Origin of the sequence: Algoriphagus zhangzhouensis, from assembly GCF_900148515.1 — a bacterium.
Lineage (GTDB): Bacteria > Bacteroidota > Bacteroidia > Cytophagales > Cyclobacteriaceae > Algoriphagus > Algoriphagus zhangzhouensis.
In genome coordinates this window covers 428,537-451,035 of record NZ_FRXN01000002.1, presented here as the reverse complement: position 1 = coordinate 451,035, position 22,499 = coordinate 428,537, and the positions used below count along the sequence as shown (strand labels likewise).

Annotated in this window: 15 protein-coding genes; 3 read left to right on the top strand and 12 right to left on the bottom strand. The window is 40.6% G+C overall.

The features are described from left to right. Window positions 1–30 precede the first annotated feature (30 nt). The 5 genes from BUF13_RS07810 to mutY form a co-directional block, all read right to left on the bottom strand. A complete protein-coding gene (locus BUF13_RS07810) occupies window positions 31–1,509 on the bottom strand; it encodes a glutamate synthase subunit beta (protein ID WP_073571219.1) in 1,479 nt (492 codons plus the stop codon). Window position 1,510: 1 nt separating this feature from the next. Then, on the bottom strand, window positions 1,511–6,001 hold the full coding sequence (gene gltB, locus BUF13_RS07805) for a glutamate synthase large subunit (protein ID WP_073571218.1): 4,491 nt from the start codon (window positions 5,999–6,001) through the stop codon (window positions 1,511–1,513). Window positions 6,002–6,378: 377 nt separating this feature from the next. Beyond that, the gene (gene gldE / locus BUF13_RS07800) at window positions 6,379–7,728 is read right to left on the bottom strand and encodes a gliding motility-associated protein GldE (protein WP_073571217.1); all 1,350 of its coding nucleotides are present in this window, start codon (window positions 7,726–7,728) and stop codon (window positions 6,379–6,381) included. Between the two features lie 67 nt (window positions 7,729–7,795). Further along, window positions 7,796–8,260, bottom strand: a complete 465-nt coding sequence (locus BUF13_RS07795; RefSeq protein ID WP_073571216.1) for a single-stranded DNA-binding protein — start codon at window positions 8,258–8,260, stop codon at window positions 7,796–7,798. 43 nt (window positions 8,261–8,303) lie between these two features. Next, entirely contained in the window at window positions 8,304–9,374 is a 1,071-nt protein-coding gene (gene mutY / locus BUF13_RS07790) for an A/G-specific adenine glycosylase (RefSeq protein WP_073571215.1), read from the bottom strand. Window positions 9,375–9,519: 145 nt separating this feature from the next. Between mutY and BUF13_RS07785 the strand changes: the two genes are divergently transcribed. From BUF13_RS07785 to BUF13_RS07775, 3 genes are all read left to right on the top strand, one after another. Then, window positions 9,520–9,828 (top strand): HU family DNA-binding protein, encoded by a 309-nt coding sequence (locus BUF13_RS07785; protein WP_026956267.1) that lies wholly within the window; start codon window positions 9,520–9,522, stop codon window positions 9,826–9,828. A 19-nt stretch (window positions 9,829–9,847) separates the two neighbouring features. Beyond that, complete coding sequence (locus tag BUF13_RS07780) at window positions 9,848–10,669, top strand: tetratricopeptide repeat protein (protein WP_073571214.1); 822 nt, start codon at window positions 9,848–9,850, stop codon at window positions 10,667–10,669. 185 nt (window positions 10,670–10,854) lie between these two features. Next, entirely contained in the window at window positions 10,855–12,426 is a 1,572-nt protein-coding gene (locus BUF13_RS07775; RefSeq protein ID WP_073571213.1) for an Rne/Rng family ribonuclease, read from the top strand. Between the two features lie 36 nt (window positions 12,427–12,462). On the opposite strand, the gene BUF13_RS07770 is transcribed toward BUF13_RS07775, so the two are convergent. The 7 genes from BUF13_RS07770 to BUF13_RS07740 form a co-directional block, all read right to left on the bottom strand. Continuing rightward, window positions 12,463–13,680: a hypothetical protein gene (locus BUF13_RS07770; protein ID WP_073571212.1), complete on the bottom strand. Its 1,218-nt coding sequence runs from the start codon at window positions 13,678–13,680 to the stop codon at window positions 12,463–12,465. A gap of 36 nt (window positions 13,681–13,716) precedes the next feature. Continuing rightward, a complete protein-coding gene (locus BUF13_RS07765; RefSeq protein ID WP_073571211.1) occupies window positions 13,717–14,469 on the bottom strand; it encodes a LytR/AlgR family response regulator transcription factor in 753 nt (250 codons plus the stop codon). Next, the gene (locus tag BUF13_RS07760; protein ID WP_073571210.1) at window positions 14,466–15,545 is read right to left on the bottom strand and encodes a sensor histidine kinase; all 1,080 of its coding nucleotides are present in this window, start codon (window positions 15,543–15,545) and stop codon (window positions 14,466–14,468) included. The genes BUF13_RS07765 and BUF13_RS07760 overlap by 4 nt, the downstream gene beginning before the upstream one ends. A gap of 66 nt (window positions 15,546–15,611) precedes the next feature. Continuing rightward, entirely contained in the window at window positions 15,612–16,262 is a 651-nt protein-coding gene (locus tag BUF13_RS07755) for a tetratricopeptide repeat protein (RefSeq protein ID WP_073571209.1), read from the bottom strand. 11 nt (window positions 16,263–16,273) lie between these two features. Further along, the gene (locus BUF13_RS07750) at window positions 16,274–18,433 is read right to left on the bottom strand and encodes a TonB-dependent receptor (RefSeq protein WP_073571208.1); all 2,160 of its coding nucleotides are present in this window, start codon (window positions 18,431–18,433) and stop codon (window positions 16,274–16,276) included. A gap of 222 nt (window positions 18,434–18,655) precedes the next feature. Continuing rightward, window positions 18,656–19,774 (bottom strand): amidohydrolase family protein, encoded by a 1,119-nt coding sequence (locus BUF13_RS07745; protein ID WP_073571207.1) that lies wholly within the window; start codon window positions 19,772–19,774, stop codon window positions 18,656–18,658. Window positions 19,775–19,855: 81 nt separating this feature from the next. After that, entirely contained in the window at window positions 19,856–22,411 is a 2,556-nt protein-coding gene (locus BUF13_RS07740; protein WP_073571206.1) for a M14 family metallopeptidase, read from the bottom strand. Window positions 22,412–22,499 lie beyond the last annotated feature (88 nt).

Here is a 22,499-nt window from a genome sequence, read left to right as displayed (position 1 = left end):
GGATACTATTGGATTTTGTTGAGCAATAGCTCACTCAATACCCGCGATATGCTCCTCCACATGATAGAAGGACTCATCTTTTTGAGGTAAAGTAGAGGATCCCATCAGGAATTCATCCACCTTAACTGCAGCCTCACGGCCTTCAGATATTGCCCATACTACCAGCGATTGTCCTCTCCGCATATCTCCTGCTAGAAATACCTTGGAATTTGTGCTTTGGTAATTTTTTGACTTTGGAAGAGAGTTTTCCATAGTTTCTGCACCAAATGCTTCCAGTAATCCATTTTGTGCTGGCCCTAGATACCCAATTGCTAAGAAAGCTAAATCACAAGGAACAACTCTTTCTGTTCCCGCAACTTCTTCGAAGGTCATTCGACCCTCATTTGCTTTCCACTCGATATCGACCAACTTCAAACCGGTTACTTCTCCGGCTTCATTTCCAATAAATTCTTTTGTTAAAATTGAGAACATTCTTTCTGCTCCTTCTTCATGAGAGCTGGATGTCTTCAATGTCATTGGCCATTCAGGCCAAGGGTTTAGAGTAGTTCTTTGTTTTGGAGGTTTTGGCAACAACTCCAATTGAGTAATTGAACTTGCACCATGACGGTTAGAAGTTCCAATACAGTCACTTCCTGTATCACCACCACCAATTACAATTACATGCTTTCCTTTCGCTGAAATCGGGTTTTCTTCGATTTCACCACTTACTACTTGGTTCTGCTTTCCTAGGAATTCCATCGCAAAATGAACCCCTTTAAGGTTAGCTCCTTTGATATTCAAGCCTCTCGGCTGCTGGGCTCCTGTAGAAAGGACAATCGCATCGAAATTCTTTAGAATATTCTCGGCTTTGATATTGAAACCAATTTCAGTTCCACAAGAGAAGATGACACCTTCTTGTTTCATCAATTCCAATCTTCTATCAATTACCCATTTTTCCAATTTGAAATCTGGAATACCATAACGAAGAAGACCTCCTGGTTTAGCATCCTTTTCAAAAACAGTCACCTCATGTCCTGCTTGGTTCAATTGGTCAGCTGCAGCTAATCCTGCAGGACCAGCGCCAATCACAGCCACAGATTTATTGGTTCTTGTTTTTGGAGGATTTGGAGCTATCAAACCTAATTCATAGGCTTTCTCTACAATGTTTTTCTCGATCAACTCGATCGCAACTGGATCTTTGTTGATTCCCAAAACACAGCTAGCCTCACAAGGAGCTGGACAAATTCTACCTGTAAACTCAGGGAAATTGTTTGTGCTCCTTAAATTCTGAATTGCCTGAATCCAGTCTTTTTGATAGACAGCATCATTGAATTCCGGGATCACATTACCCAATGGACAGCCATTGTGGCAAAATGGAATACCGCAATCCATACATCTAGCCGCCTGATTGTTTAATTTATCGTCTCCAAACGGCTCATATATCTCCTGGTAATCTCCAATTCTTTGTTTTGGATCTCGACTTACCGGAGTTTCTCTTTTAAATTGAATAAATCCTTCTTTCGCTCCCATCTTACACCAATGATTTAGATTGTTCTAACGCTCTTTTCTTCAAAACTGCTTTGTAATCTCTAGGGATTACCTTGATGAATTTGAGTTTTGCTTTTTCCCAGTCACTCAAATATTCCTGACCTAGAGTACTTTCAGTGAGCTTCACGTGACGCTTAATGAAAGATTTGATGGTGGAGTAATCTTCCTCTGTCAATGGATCTACATCCACTAGTTCAGGGTTGATTTCAGTGATATAGTCATTCAAAATGTAAGCGATTCCACCACTCATTCCTGCCGCGAAGTTTCTTCCGATCTCTCCTAGGTTCACTACCATACCTCCGGTCATGTACTCACAACCATGGTCTCCGATACCTTCGACTACAGTTTGTACACCTGAGTTTCTCACGCAGAATCTTTCACCACCTTTACCATTGATATAAGCTTCTCCGGAGGTTGCTCCATAGAATGCTACGTTACCGATGATGATGTTTTCTTCTGGCTTAAACTTGGCATTTCTACTAGGATAAACGGAAAGTCTACCACCAGAAAGGCCTTTTCCGAAGTAGTCATTTGCCTCACCTTCCAATTCGAAGCTCACACCTTTGGTCAAGAAACCACCAAATGTCTGACCTGCGGATCCGTTGAATTTGAATTTCACTGTATCATCAGGAAGACCTACACTTCCATAAATCTTGGAGATTTCATTGGAAAGCATAGCGCCTACTGAGCGGTCTGTATTTTTGATTTGGAAATTTCCAGAAACAGAAATTGCTTGCTCCAGTGCTGGCATTGCAGCTTTGATCAATTTTCTATCTAGGACATTTTTCAAATCCCAATCTTGATCGATTTGCTTGTGGATACCCACGTGATCAGGAACTTCTACTCTGTGGAATACAGGAGAAAGATCGACTTTATCCCACTTCCAGTGATTCAAGTGGCTTGTAGATTGAAGTACATGGCTTTGGCCAACCATCTCGTCGATAGTTTTGAATCCAAGGGATGCCATGATTTCACGAAGATCTTGAACCAAGAAGTTGAAATAGTTAACCACATGATCAGGATCACCTGTGAATAGCTTTCTCAAATCAGGGTTTTGCGTTGCAATTCCAACTGGGCAGGTATTCAAGTGACACTTACGCATCATGATACATCCTTCTACTACCAAAGCAGCAGTGGAAATACCCCATTCTTCAGCGCCTAGCAAAGTAGCTATAGCTAAATCACGACCTGTTCTCAACTGTCCATCTGTTTGAAGGACAACTCTACTTCTCAAGTTGTTTTTAACCAACGTTTGATGAGCTTCAGACAAGCCAAGCTCCCAAGGAAGACCAGCATGCCTAATAGATGATAGTGGAGATGCTCCCGTTCCGCCGTCAGCTCCTGAAATCAAGATTACATCAGCCATTGCTTTTGCAACCCCGGCAGCTACAGTCCCGACACCAGCTTGAGAAACCAATTTTACGTTGATTCTAGCCTTTCTATTGGCATTTTTCAAATCGTAAATCAACTGAGCCAAATCCTCAATGGAATAAATATCGTGGTGTGGAGGTGGAGAAATCAAACCTACTCCTGGAGTAGAGTGCCTTACTCGACCGATCCAGTCATCTACTTTATGTCCTGGAAGCTGACCACCTTCTCCTGGTTTTGCACCTTGAGCCATCTTGATCTGAAGCTCTTCGGCATTGGTGAGATAATTACTTGTTACTCCAAATCGACCGGATGCTACCTGCTTGATAGCAGACCTTTCCCAATCTCCATTTTCTTTCTTCTGGAATCTAATTTCATCTTCACCACCTTCACCGGAGTTGCTTTTTGCTCCGATTCGGTTCATGGCGATTGCTAGAGTCGTATGTGCCTCAAAAGAGATCGAGCCAAATGACATGGCGCCAGTTGCAAATCGTCTAATGATAGCCTCAGCTGGCTCAACTTCTTCGATTGGAACAGAAATTCTTTTCTTGAATTCGAAAAGTCCTCTCAATGTCAATGCATCCTTAGTTTGCTCATTGATTTTATTGGCAAACTTCTTATACAATCCATAGTCGTTAAGACTCGTAGATTTCTGCAAAAGGTGAATAGTCTCTGGGTTGAAAAGGTGTTTTTCACCTCTTCTCTTCCATTGGTACACACCACCTGTTTCAAGAACTGGGCTGTTGGTATTGTATGCCGCTCTATGACGGATCAAAACTTCCTCAGCTAATTCATCGAAGGAAACTCCGGAAATTCTTGAAATTGTGCCTTTGAAACATCTATCAATTACTTCAGGACCCAAACCAATTGCTTCGAAAATCTGAGCACTTTGGTAAGACTGAAGGGTTGAGATTCCCATTTTGGAAAGAACCTTCAATAAACCTTTTCCAATTGCCTTTTGGTAATTGTAGAAAAGAGTTTTTTGATCTGGTACGTCTGGGAAGTCACCTTTTTGCCATAGATCCAATAGGGATTCCAATGCCATGTAAGGGTTGATTGCAGAAGCACCATAACCAATTGCTGTTGCGAAATGGTGAGTTTCTCTGATATCACCACTCTCAAGTACTAGTCCAGCTTTAGTACGGATTTTCTTTTTCACCAAGTGGTGGTGAACAGCCCCAATTGCCAATAAGGATGGGATTGGCGCCAATTCTTCATTGCTGTTTCTATCTGAAATGATCAGAATATTTTTCTTTTCAGCAATTGCATCTTCTGCCTCTTGGCAAAGTCGATCTAATGCTTCAAGAAGTCGACCTGGTTTATGATCAGCTACAAAATGTGAAGAAAGTTTCTTGCTTCTATAGCCCTGACCTTCCATATTTTGGATTTTCTCCAAAGACTCGTTCAAAAGAACAGGCTGGGAAATATGGATTTGTCTAGTGTGCTGTGGACTTTCCTCCAAGATGTTGTGCCCTTCACCAATTCTGGTAAATAGGGACATCACCATTCTCTCACGAATAGGATCGATAGGAGGGTTACTTACCTGTGCAAATAGCTGTTTGAAGTAATTCGAAATATGCTGACTTTGCTTGGAAAGTACTGCAAGAGGCGTATCAGCTCCCATGGAACCGATAGCTTCCGCTCCATTGCCCCCCATTGGTGCGAGCACCACTTTTATTTCTTCAGAAGTATAGCCAAATACTGTTTGGCACTTCTTGATATTCTCTGTGGAATACGGGTGAGTTAAAGTCTCAGGATTTGGCTCCAATCGAAGCTTGATACGCTGATCATTTACCCACTGCTCGTAAGGTTGCTTTTTACAAATCTCACCTTTTACTTCCTCATCAAAGAGTACTCTTCCTTTTTCAAGGTCTGCCCAAAGCATTCTTCCAGGGCTGATTCTACCTTTTTCTACAATCGTAGCTTCTCTGATTGGAAGTGCTCCAGCTTCGGAAGAAAGGATCAGTCTCTGATCTTTAGTGATGAAATATCGTAGAGGTCTCAGACCGTTTCTATCCAAAGTAGCACCCACTGACTTTCCATCTGTGAAAAGAAGTGCTGCTGGTCCATCCCATGGCTCAACTAGTGAAGCGTGGAATTTGTAGAATGCTTTTCTATCACGATCCATGACTTCATTATCCTGCCAGGCTTCTGGCACAAGCATCATCATGGCATGTGGAAGCGAACGTCCACTCAATGATAATAGCTCAACCATCGCATCCAAGTTGGCGGAGTCAGAGTTAAGTTTATCTGTGATAGGCATCAGCATCTCCAATTCTGCATCTGTGAAATACTTGGATTTCATCAGCGTTTCCTTGGACTTCATTTTATTCAAGTTTCCTTTGATGGTGTTGATTTCACCATTGTGAGAAAGGAAACGGAATGGCTGGGCCAATCTCCAGTTAGGGAAAGTATTGGTAGAGAATCTGGAGTGCACGATGGCAAAAGCAGATTCGATATTACTATTCTGAAGATCCTTATAAAAAGGTAAAACTTGATCTGTACGAAGCTGTCCTTTATATATAAGTGTCTGGCTACTGAAAGAAGCAAAATAGAAAGAGTGGTTTACTCCAGGTATTTTGGTATTGATCTCAGAGGTAGCAAAATTCCTCAAGACATATAGCTTTCTCTCAAGTTCGATTCCAGTCAGTCCTTTTTTATGCTTCACAAACAACTGTTCGATATTTGGCATTACTTCCAAAGCACTGGATCCAGGGACAGTCTCGTCTACAGGCACTGGCCTATAACCGATCAACTCGAAATCTAAGTCTTCTATTATCTGATTTAAAAGTTCTTTAGATTTTCTGAAAAGCTGTTTATTTCTAGGGAAAAAGGTCATACCTACCCCATAATATCCTTTCTCTGGAAGAGAGATCTCTGTCCTTGCAGTAATGGCTTTCAAAAATTCATGTGGAACCTGAATCAATACACCTGCGCCATCTCCTGATTTAGGATCTGACCCACGTCCCCCTCTGTGCTCCATATTGCTCAGCATATATAAGGCGTCACTGATGGTCTCATGAGAGGGTGAAGCTGTCAAGTCCACCACCGCGCCTATGCCACAGGAGTCATGCTCAAACTCCGAGCGGTACAACCCTTCTTGCATAAATTTAAATGATTTAAATAGGTTCAAAATTTCCAAAAATTACGCAAAAAATTCCTTTCATTAAAATAAAGGCAATAAACGCTATGATTTGGTGATTAATTTTTGGTGAAAAAGCATATTTTTAACTATTTATTAAAATAATTCTGGTTTAGAAAAATGCCTTATATGGACTATATAGTTAATGTATTGGCAATACTAGGTTTGATTTTAGGGCAATTTTGTAAAAAATGATGTGATTTTTTCAAAAAGAGGTTTCAAGAAAAAAAATTAAAAAAATATTCAAATTTTTTCGACTAAATTTTCCTCTTGACGGCTTTGAAAAACTCAATCGATTGCGAAGACAGAATTAAATTCTGAAAAAAGTGATTTACGCCAAATTAGTCTGTAAACAACTGAGAGTCATCCTTTTGCCCTGAATGAATATGGACCTTCACTTTTTTGATTTTTCTGGCATCCACAGCAAGTATTGTAAACTCAAATTCATCAAATTGAATTTTAGTCCCGTTTTTAGGGAGTTTACTATTGATTTCTAGAAGTAGGCCACCTAAAGATTCGCTTTCTCCTTTGACATCATCAAAAACCTGAGAATCAAGTTCCAATTTCTTGCAGAAATCATTTAAGGATACTTTTCCTTCAAAAATAAAAGTGTTCGAGTCGATCTCCTGGAAGAAAATATCATCTGTATCATCAAATTCATCATTGATCTCTCCGATAATTTCCTCAATTAAATCTTCCAAAGTCACCAAGCCCGAAGTCCCTCCATATTCATCAACGACGATGGCCATGTGAACACGCTTTTGCTGGAAGTCTTTTAATAAGGTGTCCACTTTTTTGTTTTCAGGTACGAAAAAGCTCTTTCGGATCAATTCCTTCCAATTAAAATTCTCGTCTCTGTCAATGAATGGGAGTAAGTCTTTAATGTAAAGTACACCTTCAATATTGTCTATCGTTTCCTCAAAAACTGGAATCCTAGAATAACCACTCTTATTGATTTTATCCATCAATTCATGGAAGTCCATCTCAGTATCAATGGCAGTGATCTCCATCCGGCTTTTCATCACCTGTTTTACCGTAAGGGTTCCAAAGTTTACAATTCCTTTTAGAATGTCCTTTTCCTCATCCGCTGCGTCCTCGGTAGTCAATTCCAAAGCTTGATTGAGCTCGTCTACAGAAAGTGAAACTCCTTTTTTCTCAATCCTTCTTTCAATAAGATTGCTGGTAAACATCAAAAGAAGTGAAATGGGCTTCAGAATAGTGGAGAAAAAGTTGATGGTAGGAGCCATGATCAGGCTAAATCCCACCTTAGCTTTATTTGCATAGACTTTTGGTACGATTTCACCCAAAAAGACGATGGCAAAGGTGACCCCTATTGTTTGAACCAGAATAACCACGATTCCGGTAGCATTCATCCCGAAAATACTCCAAGAAACAAAGGTGGTCAATGTTACAATCGCAATATTGATCAGGTTGTTTAGGATTAAGATGGTGCTGAGAAGTTGTTTTGGGCTGTGCAGAAGTTTGATGACCAAGCTTCCGCTTTGAGTTTCTCCTTCAGCTATTTCATCCAAATCTTCATTGGACAAGGAGAAAAAGGCTACTTCTGATCCAGATACTAAGGCAGAGCTTAGTAGTAATAGTAGAAAAAATAGACCGTTAATAATCAGGTAGCCTATGGAGGGCTGAGTAATTTGAGCAAGTAAAGACCAACTCGGGTAAGGGTCGTCCATGTACTAAACGAGATGTTTGATGCAAAAATAAACAAATCCCCTGAAAATCAACTTCAGGGGAATCAAATCAGAACGGTAAATCATCATCATCTGCACTGCTTGGGCTCAAATCAGGAGCCGGTGCATTGCTTACTGCCGTTGGAGCACTTGCTTGACGAGGTTGTTGGTAGGAATTTCCTCCTTCTTGTCCTCCATTGTCTTGTCTACTTCCTAGCATTGAAAAGCTCAAAACACGGATTTTTGTCCTTTTTCTGTTTTGACCTTGGTCATCCTGCCATGTATCAGATTTGATTTTACCTTCTACATAGATTTGCATTCCTTTTTTCAGGTATTGCTCAGCGATTTTTGCCTGACCTCCCCAAAGTTCCAAATCATGCCATTCGGTCTGATCAACTCGATTGCCATTTCTGTCTTTGTAGGACTCGGTAGTAGCCAGTCGAAGGTTTGCCACTACATTATCTCCTTCCAAATACTTCACTTCTGGGTCTGCTCCCAGATTTCCTAATAGGATTACCTTATTTACTCCTGCCATTTATTCGTTGATTTTATATTCTAGCTTGGATTGATGAAGTTAGTCAAAAGCCCTGATCGTTCAAAAAATTTACGATCAACTTTGGCTTGGCCAGATATTCGATCTTTTCCTCCTCTACCAAAAGATAGCCTCGATTTTCCGCCCATTTCTGAAGGTTTTCCATGTTTTCTTCGGCTATTTCGATTTCTGAGAAAATTGCATTCAATTTTTGATGTGACAGAATGTGTCGATAATTTTTTGGGAACTGTGTCTTTTTCTCGCTTTCGAATGGAATTTCCAGTGTTTGATCGGATTCCTTTTGGGTGTTTTCTACTTGGGGAAAATCAAACAAGCCTTCCCAAATGTCCCCCGAGGTTCTTTTTTTCCAGACCCATTTTTCTCCACACCTTATTATAAAGTAATGTAGATGTCTTTCTTTAATCTTTATTTTATTGATTTTCACAGGCAGAGCCTTCACTAAATCATTGTTGAAAGCAAAGCAATTTGAATTTAAAGGGCATTCTTCACAATTCGGGTTTATTGGAACGCATAGGCGAGATCCAAAATCCATGATAGCTTGATTGTAATCGCCTGGATTATCGTGAGGGATTAACTGATCAGCCAAAGCTTCAAACTCCTTTTTACCTTTTCCACTGGCAATGTCTGTCTCGATTCCAAAATATCTGGCGAGGATACGGAATACATTTCCATCTACCACTGCTTTTGGGATTCCGAATGCAAAACTTCCAATAGCCGCGGCGGTATAGCTGCCAACTCCTTTTAAAGAAAGGAGGTCTTTATAGGTGTTTGGGAACTCTCCTCCCCTTTCAAACCAGATGTGCTTAGCGCAAGCGTGAAGGTTACGTGCCCTGGAATAATAGCCCAATCCTTGCCAAAGTCTGAGTACCTCATCTTCGGGAGCAATTGCCAAGTCCTTAACAGTGGGATAAGCCTTCACAAATTTTTCATAATAAGGTAATCCCTGAGCAATTCTGGTCTGCTGAAGAATGATTTCTGAGAGCCAAATTTTGTATGGATTTGTGGTTCCTCTCCAAGGAAGTTCACGAGGATTTTGCTCGTACCATTGCAGGATTTTGAAGGAAAAGAATTGATAATCAGATGGTTTGTGTGGCATTGGGTAATAAAATCTTTCGTGTAAATCTGGTGAATTTTTCTGTATTTGTTTTTTAATTGCGTTGCTTCTCGTACATTTGCAGTCCCAAAAACACTTGGTTAATAGGTTGTTAAGCTTATTTCATAATTTCTAAATTAAAATCACAGTGACAAAAGCAGAAGTAATCACCAAGATTTCGGACAAGACCGGAATCCAGAAGGATGATGTGACACAGACAATTGAGGCTTTCTTCAAAGTAGTAAAAGACTCTATGTCTGAAGGAGAAAACATTTACGTGAGAGGTTTTGGTAGCTTCATCAACAAGAAGAGAGCGAAGAAGATTGCACGTAACATTTCAAAAAACACCGCTATCGTAATCGATGAGCACTACATCCCGGCTTTCAAGCCTTCTAAAGTGTTTGTTGAGAAAATCAAAAACAGCAAAAAAATCAAAGAACTAGCTCCTCAGGACTAATCCATAGGGGTTATTTGATATGAAAAAATCACAGCTCTTTCTCATCATTATTGGAGTTTTGGCAGTCGCAGGTTTGTACGCCTTGCCAAAAGTAGTGGTAGACAATGAAGCTCAGAACGCAGTTTCTGAAACGACTTCTGAATCTTCAAGTGCCTCCGGTTCCGAAGCTGCAGCAATGCATGAGACAGAGCTAAGTCCTGAAAAAGAAGCTGCTCTGGCCGATTTGAAATCAAAATCTAATTCTGATTCCGAATCTTACTCAGAGAGCATGCAACAGTTGGCTGAGCTGTATCAGGAAAAGGGTAAATACGATAGTGCGGCTTATTATTTAAGTCTAGCGGCAGATAAAACTGGTGATTTGGCCTTGGCTGAAGATACAGGAAATGCTTTTTATGAGGCATTTACATTTGCTTTAGACCAAGAAAAAGTAAATTACACTGCGGAAAAAACCCGTGATTATCTAAACATGGTGCTGGATAACGATCCCACCAGAACGGATTTGAAATCTAAAATTGCCATGACCTATGTGTCTTCTTCCAACCCAATGCAGGGGATTACCATGCTGAGGGAGATTTTGGAAGCAGATCCTCAAAATGAAGATGCACTCTTCAACATGGGAATCTTGTCCATGCAATCCGGTCAGTACAAAAGAGCTACTGAACGATTTGAAGAATTGGTTCGTTATCACCCGGACAACCTTCAGGGACAATTTTACTTGGCGGTTAGTTATTTCGAAGCCGATCAAAAGAATAAAGCGAAAGCTCAGTTTGAGAAAGTGAAGGAGATCACTCAGGATCCTATGATCTTGGAAAGTATCCAGACCTATCTTGACAGGCTATAAATATTTGTAACACTTTAAATAATAAGACTATGCCTTGCGGTAAGAAAAGAAAAAGACATAAGATCTCTACGCACAAGCGTAAGAAAAGACTTAGAAAAAACAGACATAAGAAGAAGTAATATACTTCTTCTTATACCCGTTTTTAACAAAACAACACGTTCATTTACATAGTATAAGACGAGATTTTGAGTACGGAATTGTTAATAGATTCTGCTCAAAACGGGAGTCGTATAGCCCTACTTCAAGATAAAAGCTTGATTGAGTTGCATTCCGAAGGGATGGACAATCAATTCAAAGTTGGGGATATTTACCTAGGTACAGTGCGGAAAATCGTCAATGGGCTGAATGCAGCCTTCATTGACGTGGGCTACGAAAAGGACGCCTTTCTGCACTACCAGGACCTGGGTCCAAATTTCAACAGCTTGATGAAGTTCACCAAAATGGTGCGCAACAACAATTATGGCAACTATAACCTGAAAGGCTTCCAGAACGAACCTGAAATAGACAAGATCGGAAAGATATCCAATATTCTCTCGAAGAATAATCAAATCTTGGTTCAGGTAGTGAAGGAGCCAATTTCAACCAAAGGGCCCCGATTATCCTGTGAGCTCTCTCTTCCTGGTCGGTACTTGGTACTGGTGCCTTTTTCGGATTCGGTCAACGTTTCCAAAAAAATCCGCAGCAGTGACGAGCGCAAGAGACTATTGAGACTCATCAATTCTATCAAGCCAGCCAATTTTGGTGTGATCATACGCACCGTGGCCGAAGGTCAGTCAGTCACAGAACTCGACAAAGACCTGAGAAATCTTCTCACTAATTGGGAAGAAGGCATGAAGAAATTGCTGAAAGCCAAAAGTCGCGATAAGGTAATAGGAGAGATGAGTATGGCCTCCTCACTAGTGAGAGACCTTCTCAATGAATCCTTCGATGCAATCACCGTAGAAGAAGAATCAACCTACGATCAGATCAGATCCTACATCAGGTCAATAGCCCCTGAAAAAGAAAAAATTGTCAAGCTTTACAATGGAAAAGCCAAGCTCTTCGAGAGTTTTGGAATTGAAAAGCAGATCAAAAGCCTGTTCGGACAGACGGTCAGCCTTCCCCAGGGAGGATATGTGATCATCGAGCATACAGAAGCCCTACACGTCATAGATGTGAATAGTGGCAACAAGTCCAATCAGGAAAGCGACCAGGAATCAACAGCATTAAAAACAAACCTGGTGGCTGCCAAAGAAATAGCCAGACAGCTTCGCCTCCGAGACATGGGAGGAATCATCGTAGTCGATTTTATCGACATGAAAAGAGCCGAAAACAAAAAGGCGATTTATGAAGCGATGAAAGACGAACTGAAATCTGACAGATCGAAACACACTGTTTTGCCTCTGAGTAAATTTGGTCTCATGCAAATCACCAGACAAAGAGTCCGGCCGGAGGTCAATATCGTGACGAAGGAAACCTGCCCGGCATGTAACGGAACCGGCAAAATCCAGGCATCGATCCTGGTAGCCGACAAACTGGAAAAAGATCTGGAACATATTGCCACCATTCAGAATGTGGACAATATCCAGATCGGGCTGCATCCCTACCTGCACGCATATTTCACTACAGGCATTATGAGCCGACGTGTGAAATGGTTTTTCAAATATTACAAGTGGATAAAACTGATCAAAGATTCTTCCCTACCGGTGACGGAATACAGATTCCTAGACGAATCTGGTGAGGAAATAGAACTACAAATAAAAAGCGAGACTGAGTAAGTCTCGCTTTTTTTGTTTCTAGACGGTTTGGGCCTATTATTTCTTTATAAACTCAAAATTCGCCCAGTTCTTTAAAAGTTTAACTTCGGGTTCACCAGTAAAAGGATGATATCGTAAGAATAGTTTTTCTACCCGGAGTTTATGTCTTCCCGGCTTCAAGCCTTCGAGATTAATGATCGATTGGTAAACTTTCTGACCAGAGGGCGATAACCTGTATTTCCCCCAATCATTTACCTGAATCAATGAGTCATTGACATAAATGCGATGTAGATCCGCTGTTTCATTCAACTCGATCCAATTCAAGGTATCAGTAGTGGTTGAGAATTCAGACTGAAAAGCTTCCAATACTTTTCTATCGCCTTCATATCTCGCCAAGCCAATCCGTATGTAATTTTCGCTGATTTCTTCCTGTGGAAGGAATGCTCTCGAAAAGCGAGTTGCTGGATCATGATTGTCTTCAAAATAGAGGTGCTTGGCTGGCCATTCCAATTCTTTAGGGAGGACGTTGTATTCATTTCTGAACATAAAAAAATCTTTGGTATCCGAAGCGATTATCGGAATGGCCAAGGCCATGATAAAAATTGTATAAGCCATTGAAAACCATTTTCCAGTATTACTCTGGTAGATCGCATTAATGGAACTCACCATTGTTTGGCTATACCAGATTTTGAATTTGGTTTTTCTTTTACTCATCATCAATAGAGAAAAGATCAATAGGCTAAACATCATAAATGCGTATACCTGGATGAAATCAAGATTTAGCCAAACGTATAGGGAAAAAAGTACTCCTAAATAAATGGTTAATGCTAGAAATATGATGACCATTGAAACTGGGTAGGCAAAAGTGCTGGAGCAAATCTTTTCGAGCTTAAGGACCATTTCATCAGGTTTTTGGTAATTATATCCTTGACCCACTTTGAATAATTTTTCCTGAATGACCCCTTTAGGATACGCATAGCTTAAACCTAAAAGGCCAGCCCATAGGAAGCGCAAAGCCAAATGAACCACAAAGAAAATCTTGAAAATACTTATAATTCCAGTCAGATAAATCAGGATTAGTGAGCTGAAAAGATAGTCTAATCCTAAATCTTGAGTTAGATAAGCACAGAATTCATAGATTTTGGTTGGGAATATGAACAAAAATGCCAGAATAATACCTGAAATGATGACCTCAGGTTCCCAGCTGTTTCTTTGTAAATTCTCCAGCCAGCTCAGCTCTTCTGATTTTCTATGAGTATCCTGATTCTCGTTCATTCCAAAAAATAGTCAGAATCAATTAAAAAATTAGAATTATTGATCCAACCAGGATTTAAATTCCTGAACTTTTTCACGGCTGATTAGGATGTCTTTGTCCTCACAATGATTCAGGGTAATCTTCAATCGGCTGTTTGAATAGGTGAAAATCTCATCGACTGAAGCCAGACTACAGAGATATTTGCGGTTGATTCTAAAGAATTCTTTTGGATCCAGTTGCTGTTCTGTTTGTTCCAAAGTCTGGTCAATGACATACTTTTTCCCTTCATGAGTTTGAAGGAAAGTGATTCTTTCTTCGCTATAGAAAAAGGAGATTTGGTCAACCGGAATACTTTGAATTTTCTCTCCATATTTTACTAAAAACCGAGACTTGAAAGTTTGCGCTTTTGGCTCAAGTAACTCTTTGATCATCCCTAAATCGATTCCAGATTTGAGTTGCTGGGATTTAAATTTCGCTACAGCCCTTTCTAAATCTTTTGGATCAATTGGCTTTAAAAGATAATCCACCGCATTCACCTGGAAAGCTTGAATAGCATATTGGTCATAGGCTGTTGTGAAGATGACCGGTGTGGATAACTTTACTTTTTTGAATATTTCAAAACTGTTTCCATCAGCCAATTGGATGTCACAAAACAGCAAATCAGGGTGTGGATAAGTCTCCAGCCAATCTACCGTTGAGGTGATCGTATCTAGGTTTCCGATAATCTCTGCGTCCGGAAAATATGGCTTTAAAAGCTTGATAAGCCTATTAGCAGCTGGATTTTCATCCTCTATGATCAAGATTCTCATGCTTCGATTTTCAAAAGTGGAAGGATTACCAAAAACTCTTTTTCACTAGTAATCACTTGTGGTTTTTTGTTACTCAAAACTTGATACCGCTGTTCAATATTTTTCAATCCAATTCCTGTTGATGGTTCATCAGTGGCGTTTTTAGGTTGAAAATTATTACTTATCCACATCTCATTTCCTTTTTGAATAATGTGGATAACTAGCGGATTTGCTTTGCTGGCCACATTGTGTTTGATCGCATTTTCTAATAATAGTTGAAGTGAAAGGGGTGGTATCCAGTTGTTTTCATCCTGAGTTTCTATTGAGAATTGAAGACTATCCTCAAATCGGATTTTCTGCAAATCAAGATAATTTCTAGCAAACTCGACTTCGCTATTTAGGGTGACCAATTCCTCGTTTTGTACCTCCAAAACGTACCGATAAATCCTTGAAAGTTTCTGAATGAATGCTGCAGAACGATCCGCATCTTCATAGACTAAATTGGAAAGTGCATTCAGAGAGTTGAATAAAAAATGAGGGTTCAATTGGTTTTTCAATCCTTGATATTGAGCCGCTAGTTTTTCTGATTTTAGTTTTTCAGCTTCTAAGGCAGATTTTCTCCATTCCTTTAGCCATGACCAAGTGGTAAATAGGCCCATGAAAATAAGAGCTGCCCACATAGGCATTTTTGTATAAGGGAGTAGCTCTATCCATGGAATATTGTCGGATGGCACTTGACCATCTAAAGTCGCATAAATAACAATAATGATATAGGAGCTTACAAATGCATAAGACATATAAAAGACAACCGTTAAAACTATTCGTTTGACGGGGTGATCTATCCAAGAAATTCGTTCATCGAGATAGGAAACTACCAGATTACCACCAAAACTTAGGACGGATGAGAAAATGAAGGAAACAAAAAAATCGGGAATCAGATTTTTGAGCCCATCCCAAGTCAACCAGCAAGTCGGGCAAGCAAACAATAGGATGGTAGTGGCAATGCCTGCTTGAACAGCAATAAACCTCAGAATGTTTGTATAACTCCAAGTTCTATTGGATTTGAATGACAGGCCAGCTTTTAAAATATTCTGCATGGATTTGAATATAGGAAAAATGGCAGAATCGATTCGGGTTTCGATTCTGCCAATTTGAAATGGGTTTTAGTTTTGTTGGCAGACTTTTTCAAATTGTGAGGCCATTCTTTGTCCCCAAGTGGGTAAAATGTAAGACTCAGTGATTTTTTCTTTTTCCTTTCGTAGCAAATCACTTCCCATTCTTGCCATTCCACAAGCTTTTTCGGGTCCAGATCCAAAGAATTGAGCCATTCCCAATTCCATTTGGGCCATTAAGAGAACTGCTCTAGGGTTTTCTTTGTCCAAAGCAATGGCTTTACCAAATAACTGCATCGCTTCAGGAGTCATACTTTGTCCACGGTTGGCAGGATCCACACTGATTTTTCCCATCACAGCATATCCTTCCAAGGCAGTCAATTCTGAGTTTCCAGGAGCAATATTCTTTGCCTTCTCGATGTATTCTAAGGCTTGTTCAAGTGCTTGGTCTTGATTGACATCAAATCTAAAAGCTGATTCAATCTGTAATAATCCTGCATAATAAAGCGGAAGCCATTCTTCTGGCTGGGCTTCGGAAATCCTTAAGAAAGAATTGGAAACTTTTTGTGATTCTTCCAGAGTCTGTATGGTTTCCATTGCTTGGATTTGCTTTGTCATTGCTTTTTCAAAAGCAGGGTCTGAGGCCTTTACAAGATTGATCCAACAAAAGGATAGAGCGAAAATTAGAAAGTACTTTTTCATGATAGCGTTGATTATAAGTTGTTTAGATTATTTGCTGTTTTGTCTTTGGAAAGGGTTAGGAAGACTCCCAAAAGCAGGAATCTAGGTGCTGCTTGGCCCGAAGGAAGGGATTCATAAACACCGGATGCATTGGGCGTTTGAGCATACTGATAGCCAAATACATTCTCTCTTCCCAAGACATTGCTGACTGCAAAGTGAATGATCAGATTAGGCTTCGGTAAGTAGCTCCAGCTTAAGCTTAGGCTCTGAAAAGAGCGAGTCTTTGCATTCATTTCCCCATCTTGATTAGGGTCGGTATAGGCATAGCCATCGTTCATCGAGAAGCTCATTCCTAATTGAGATTGCAGCGTTTCGAAACCGTGTTTCGCCACTATGGAGAAGTTATGCTTGGGAGCAAAAGCGGGCTGAACCTTGGTGCTGTATTGATCAAATTGCCTTTTACTATCCACAAAGCTGTAGGTAACCCAGAAGTCAGTGTTTTTAATTAATCTACTTTCTCTGTAGAAAAGATCGATTCCTTTTGCGAATCCTATTCCTTCATTGATTGGATTTTCGGGAGCCATTGGCGAGCCATCAAATGTCACCAAGTTGTCATAGGATTTGTAGAAGGCTTCAGCTCGAAGAGTTCTACCCTTTGCACCGTAGAGATAGTTTAGAATCAGGTGCTTGGATTGCACATTTTTCAATTCAGGATTCAATACTCTGAAGTTTTCTGCGGCTACTTGAGAAAAAGTCCCACCTGCCAAGGAAACCTGTGCATTTTCAGAAACTTGGTAAGCGAATGAAGCGCGCGGATCCAGCCAGGTTTCCTGATTCAAAGAGCTATTTCCACCTCTTAAACCAGTTCTGAACACCAGTTTTTTGCTGAGATAAAAATCCCATTCGGTAAATCCATAGAACTGATGGTCGGTATAGTCTCTCTCCAAATTTGCCTCAACAATTCCTTCGCTGTAATCGCTTTGGAAATATTCGATTCCAGAGTTTGCTGAGATTCGGTCAGAAAAATCCTTGATTCCAGTGAATTTTGCATGGATAAGTTTGCTGTTTTTCTGAAGATTGACAGAATCATAAAAAATATCATCTTTGTTATCAGAGTAAGCGATTCCGGTGAAAAGTGTCCAGCCATTTTCATAAGCTTTCTTCCAATTGGTTTGGGCAAATGTGTAGCGGTTGTTTAAGTCAATATATACACCTCTTCCTTCCTGGCCAGGCTGTTTTTGCCAAAGTTTCATTCCGGCAGATTCGGTTCTTGCCATTACTTTGAGCAAGCTTCCATCGGCCATTTTTTTCTGAGAAGCCATTTCTAGATCCCAGCTGTGAGGACCTCTTTCCCAGTCGATGTTTTGCTTGATCAAGTTCTGATAAGGACCCAAGTCAAAAATGTTTCCTGTTACTGTAATACTTTGCTTGTCTGAAGAAAGTGTATGGGAATATCCTCCTCCAAGCGACAAAAGACTCAAATCGCCCTGACTTCTTGGAGAAATATCTTTGGAGTTCAATGCCAAAGCAGAAGACAAAGCTTGTCCATATTCTGCTGAATAACCTCCTGTAGAAAAGAAAGTGCCTTTGAAAAGATTGGGGTTGAATCGGGTACGAGTCGGGAAATTTCCGGCAGTGGAACCGTATGCATTTCCCACTCTCAATCCATCGATGTAGATCCCCACTTCACTTGCATCTCCACCTCTCACGAACAATCTTCCGTCATTTCCTACTGTACTTGTTCCTGGTAGAGTCTGAAACGCGCCGATGATATCACCCATTGCACTTGGAGTGGTCACGATATCCAATGGTTTCAAAACTACCGCTTTGGAGGCATCCGAGGCCTGCATTGCTCCTGCTGAAATCGTCACCGCGTTCATTTCAGTGATCATTTCTCGCAAGGATACATCCTTGAAAGCGATCGGGTTGGAATCACAGGTAATTGTGAATTCTTGGGACTTAAATCCCATCAATTGATAGATGAGTGTATGTGAACCTTCCTCTTCGGTTTCAAATTCAAACGATCCATCGGCATCTGAGGTAGCCCCATCATAGCTTCCTTTGATGTAGATGTTTACACCAGGAAGAGGTAGGTTTTTCTCATCAAGGACTTTTCCTGAAATAATGGTTTGCGAAAAAGCTCCCAAATGAATCAAGAAAAATAGGGCAGTTAAATAAAGTTGGCTTTTCATATCGTCTCAATGTTTGATTCGAATATGTAGCCTTCATTTTGCTCTATAAATTAAAGCTGACTGAAGTGTAGAGATTGGTGACTGAACTGTAAAAAGGGGTGGATGGAGGAAAATGGGGATTTTAAAAAATATGTGAATAATAGGTCAATCCGAGCGGAGTCGAGGATCCTTCGACTCCGCTCGGATTGACAAATTTTGAATTAGCTTTATAAGGCTTTGAAACTACTCCGGAAATATCGAAGCATCCATCTTAGGTACGATTCGAAGTGCATTTTTGTAATAGACCTTTTTAAGTACCTCATCAGGTAGTCCTAATCCATACATTCTCCAGAAGGCGTGGTATTTTTTGTAATAAGGAAAATATTCATCCTCTGTTTCTAACACCCGGAAATAGGTGTGGAATTCTTCGGGATTGTAAGCGTCTTTTCCAAAAAGTAGTCTATCCTGATATTTGATGAAAAATTCCTTTGCTCGGCGAGGCTGTCTTCCAAACTCAGCGATGACTGCTCCGATTCCAAAGTTTACATTCGGGTATTTTTCCAAATGTGCTCCAGCGGCATCCAAATCATTTGCCATCCAGCCCATGTGGGCATTGATGAAAGTAGTCTCTGGATGCTTTTCAAATACATGATGCTGTTCTTCTATGATTTGTTCAAATGGCGCAGGATCTGAAGCTGACCTTTGACGATTTGGATGAGTTTTGAGCTCCAACCATCTTTCATTCAAAGAATCCATAGGTTGCCAAAACTGAGCAGGGTCGGCGGAGTGAATGATTACAGGGATTCCCAATTCACCGGCTTTTGCCCAAACCGGATCCAAATCTGGATGGTCGACGGGTACTCTATTTCCATTGACGTCTTTGACATTGAGGCCAAGGCTTTTGTAGATTTTCAAGCCCACAGCTCCAGCAGTCACATCTTCTTCTAATTCTTTGACTGCGATTCTGCTCCAGTTTTCATCTCCGATTCCTGCAAAATTGATGTTGGTAAAGACCAAAAACCGGCCCGGTGCATGCGTGTCAAACTCATTGATCATGGATTTGATGTATTCCTGTTGGGAATTGCTGTCTCCGCGTCCAAAGCCACGACCGCTAAGATTGACCAAGACTCCCATATTCAGTTCGTCCATTTCGGAAACGAGCTTTTCGATTTTTGCCTGATCTATTCCTCCCTGATGGCTATGAATATCCACGAAAGGAAATTTGGATTTTGAAACCGGATGTTCCGGGACTTTGAGAGTGGATGGTGGGTTGTATTCCTCAAATCCCATTTCTTGGGCCTGCGTTCCAAAAATGATCAATGAGAAAAATAGGCTGAGTGATAAGTGTAAAGGTTTTTTCATAATTCTTTAAACTGGGTTTTAAGTGCTTGGGATTCACCGTTTAAATAAAAAATCCCGAGGCATAACCCCGGGATTCAAAACTTATCGAGCAGTACCTCCTGAGATGACCTGCCCAAAGAATATTGCATTCATGTAGAGTTTGTTGGTTCCGAACCAGAATGCTCTGAAGTTCATATTATCGGCAAAAGCGACAATTTTTCCTCTGCCAATCCCTCTGACCTGAATGACTGATCCATTTTTCAAACCTGGAAGATTGCTTGGATGAAGATATCCTGATGCCAATGGGTTTTCTGTATAAACCAATGGGTTAGCATAAGGATTCTCTGACGGTTCCAAAAACATATTGTCATTTCTAAATGTATGGATGTCTGGAGAGGAATAGCCATAGCCGATTGGGTGAGTAATATCCAGTTTTGCATTGAAGATTGCTCCACCGGTTACTTTTGCGCCTGTTGCATTGTCATAATCTGCATAGGATTTCTGTAAACCAGTTTCAGCATTTTCCACAGTTCTGAATTTGAAATCTTCGATTTCTGATTGAGCTAACCACCTGATGGCTCCACCTTTTGCCAAAAGTGTATTTCCTCTGCTAACCCAAGATCTAATGGTAGAAGCTTCGGTTTTACCCAAGCTACTATAGAAACCGTCAGGCATTAAAATCACATTGTATCTATCGATCACAGAGCTGCTGACACGATCCAAAGGAAGTAAAGTCACTGGAATCTCATATCTCTGATCTAGCAAATGCCAGATTTCTCCAGCCTCATAGCTATCCACGCCATTGTCCACCAAAAGTGCGATTTTCGGAGTTTCCAAAGGAGACATGAAGGTTGATCCTAGATTTGCTCCACCTGTATAACCTGTGGACAAGGCAAAAATATCAACAGTGGAAGCTGACGCGATTTCCTGTAGTTTTTGGAAAAACTCCTGATCGTTCATTCCAGATTCACCTTTGTCAATCAAAAGGGTGCCACGACCGAAAGTTTTTCCTTCAGGAGTAGTGAATTCAGCATTCGCAACACGTACCAAGAAATCCTCTTTCATCAATTTATACGCAGCTTTTGGAGCATAATAATCGGTCCACTCCATGGCATATTGGTAAGCTCCGGCATTTCCAAATACTTGTCCAGGCTTCAAGGAAAACTGTGATTTGTCTATCTCTTTCACACTCGCCAAGTTCAAAATTCGGCTATTCAATGCCATGTAATCCAAGTTGAAGGCCATCGGGTAGGTCCAGGCGGAGATGTCATAGAATAGAGAATCTGCAAAGCTGGTTCTTGTTTCAAACATCGCTTTGATCAATCTGTATTGAGGTTGATCAGCTGGTACGATATAGGAATTCTCCTTTTTGAAGTCCTGACCATTGATGGTAATGTCTTCATTCAAGCTAAATACCTTAATGTCATGCTGGAGAATCAAATCAGCCAAGTGATAGCTTTTGGCATCATCTTCCTTGTTCCCGAAAATGTATGCCTTGTTAACATCAGCATCAGTTTCAGTTTTGATGTCTTTGTAAAAATCTTTCATCCACTGATTCAATTCCTGACGCATTTCTTTTGCTGCCTGATAGGAAGAAAGATTTGCAGTGAATTGATTTCTTATGGTGAAAGGGAAGCTTAACATGCCATTTGCAGATTCTTGCAAGTGACCTCTAGAACTTGCTTGTTCAAATAAGATCCCAATAGAACCCTGAACGTCCGGATAGGTAGAACCTTTTCCATAATAAAAGTCGTCGTAGTTCTCTTGATTATAATAAAGTGAGCCGATTTTGTCTAAAGCCTTTGCATGATAGGTTCCGATTTTCTTCGTTAACTCAAAGTTCTTTTCCGGAGTCAAAGGGTGCATTCTAGAAGGTACCCCAGGCTGGAAAAAGAAAGTACTGTTGGTTCCCATTTCATGGAAATCCAAATGGATGTTAGGTAGCCAAGATTGGAAGACTCTAACTCTATTTCTTGATTCTGGATGCTGTACCGGAAGCCAGTCTCTATTCAAATCAAACCAATAATGATTAGTTCTTCCTCGTGGCCAAGCTTCATTGTACTCACGGCCATTTGGGTCTCCGTTTAGGTTATAAGCTTTGAATGAGTTTACCCAAGATGCGAACCGGTTCAAGCCATCCGGGTTAATTGCAGGATCCAAAAGAAGAACAATATTATCCAGCTCAGCTTGTATTTCATTTGCGGCAGCAAAATGATAAGCCGCCAAAAGTGATGCATTTGCGCCACTTGGTTCATTTCCGTGAACTGAATAGCCCATAAACATCACAACTGGCATAGAAGCTATGTCCACAGATGCATTTGGGTCTCTAAGTTTTTCTCGATCAGCTTTGATTTGATCCAGCTTGGCAAGATTCGAAGGAGAAGAAATGGTCAAAAGAGTCTGTGGTCTTTTCTCATAGGTTCTTCCGGTTTCTTCAAAAACAACTCGGTCAGAAGCTTCCGCCACGGCCTTCATATACATGACCAATTGATCATGGGTTACGTGCCATTCACCTACCTCATATCCTAAGACTTCCTTGGGTGTCGGAATGTCAGGATTGTAGGTATAGCCCTCGGGAAGGTAATATTTTAGATCTACCTGAGCATAGCCAAGGCTAGCTATCATCAAAAGTAGCATCAAAAGCGCACCTTTTCTCATATCAAAGTTTTAGTTAAATTTTAGCTAAATTCTTACTTATTTATCTCTTAAAAAGCTATTTTGGGAGCAGTGGTAAATATAATATAAG

What these genes read in the sequence shown, in the direction of transcription:
- BUF13_RS07810 (WP_073571219.1), bottom strand. Translation starts at nt 1,509, where the DNA reads ATGGGAGCGAAAGAAGGATTTATTCAATTTAAAAGAGAAACTCCGGTA.
- gltB (WP_073571218.1), bottom strand. Translation starts at nt 6,001, where the DNA reads ATGCAAGAAGGGTTGTACCGCTCGGAGTTTGAGCATGACTCCTGTGGC.
- gldE (WP_073571217.1), bottom strand. Translation starts at nt 7,728, where the DNA reads ATGGACGACCCTTACCCGAGTTGGTCTTTACTTGCTCAAATTACTCAG.
- BUF13_RS07795 (WP_073571216.1), bottom strand. Translation starts at nt 8,260, where the DNA reads ATGGCAGGAGTAAATAAGGTAATCCTATTAGGAAATCTGGGAGCAGAC.
- mutY (WP_073571215.1), bottom strand. Translation starts at nt 9,374, where the DNA reads ATGCCACACAAACCATCTGATTATCAATTCTTTTCCTTCAAAATCCTG.
- BUF13_RS07780 (WP_073571214.1), top strand. Translation starts at nt 9,848, where the DNA reads ATGAAAAAATCACAGCTCTTTCTCATCATTATTGGAGTTTTGGCAGTC.
- BUF13_RS07770 (WP_073571212.1), bottom strand. Translation starts at nt 13,680, where the DNA reads ATGAACGAGAATCAGGATACTCATAGAAAATCAGAAGAGCTGAGCTGG.
- BUF13_RS07765 (WP_073571211.1), bottom strand. Translation starts at nt 14,469, where the DNA reads ATGAGAATCTTGATCATAGAGGATGAAAATCCAGCTGCTAATAGGCTT.
- BUF13_RS07760 (WP_073571210.1), bottom strand. Translation starts at nt 15,545, where the DNA reads ATGCAGAATATTTTAAAAGCTGGCCTGTCATTCAAATCCAATAGAACT.
- BUF13_RS07755 (WP_073571209.1), bottom strand. Translation starts at nt 16,262, where the DNA reads ATGAAAAAGTACTTTCTAATTTTCGCTCTATCCTTTTGTTGGATCAAT.
- BUF13_RS07750 (WP_073571208.1), bottom strand. Translation starts at nt 18,433, where the DNA reads ATGAAAAGCCAACTTTATTTAACTGCCCTATTTTTCTTGATTCATTTG.
- BUF13_RS07745 (WP_073571207.1), bottom strand. Translation starts at nt 19,774, where the DNA reads ATGAAAAAACCTTTACACTTATCACTCAGCCTATTTTTCTCATTGATC.
- BUF13_RS07740 (WP_073571206.1), bottom strand. Translation starts at nt 22,411, where the DNA reads ATGAGAAAAGGTGCGCTTTTGATGCTACTTTTGATGATAGCTAGCCTT.